This window comes from Macrococcoides caseolyticum (genome assembly GCF_002902665.1).
GTDB lineage: Bacteria > Bacillota > Bacilli > Staphylococcales > Staphylococcaceae > Macrococcoides > Macrococcoides caseolyticum.
Window position 1 is genome coordinate 1 of the sequence record NZ_PPRM01000078.1, and the last position, 733, is coordinate 733.

Sequence of the window (733 nt, forward strand, 5' to 3'; positions counted from 1 at the left end):
CATGAACATGTTGTAACGCCTGTTGTGACAGCTCTTTCCCGGTCTTAATCACTTGATTAAGCGTGGACATTTTAGCGTGGACATTTTTTTCTCGGATGACTTCATATTGTGTATAGGTATTGATTCTAAAGACCATTGCACCGTTATTCTTACGTTTGCCACTGACGGTATGAATCTTCGTGATATAACCTTCTGCATCAAGTTTTTTTAAAACACGGTAGACGGTCTTCTTACTGATATGTAGAAGGTCTGCGATGGTCTGAAGTTTTAGATGAGAAAAACCAATCACTTTTAAGCTATGTTGTTTTAATACATTTAAAATACGGTATTCGGTCTCTTTAAGGTGACGGTTGTATCGTTCAACCGTACGATCCATTGCGATGATTGTTTCAAAGTTGTTTTCAAAGTCGTTCATGATGTAAGTCATTTCTATCATTCCTTTTCTAGTATTTAGGAACGAAAAAAGAGTACATGCCGGTCTTTTCCATGGCATGCACTCTTATGACTTCTGTCGATTTAATATTCTTATAACTTACTCTTGAGATTTGTTTTATTGATAACCTCTGAAAAATCGGGTATGATTAAAATATAAATCTCATAATGAGGAAGTTAGAAGAACATTCTAAAGTGTTTGCCGATGTACGCGATCGGTAAGCGATTAATAACTGTTGGTAGCAGTTATTAATGCTGAATGTTCTTTTTACGTTCAATTAAGTTAATTAAATTGTATAAC

General features: G+C 34.9%; 1 protein-coding gene. It reads right to left on the minus strand.

The genetic code is table 11. The annotated features are described in order from the left end of the window. On the minus strand, nt 1-427 hold a 427-nt coding region (locus CD152_RS09975; protein WP_169926198.1), incomplete at its 3' end, for an HTH domain-containing protein. Between the last annotated feature and the right edge of the window lie 306 nt (nt 428-733).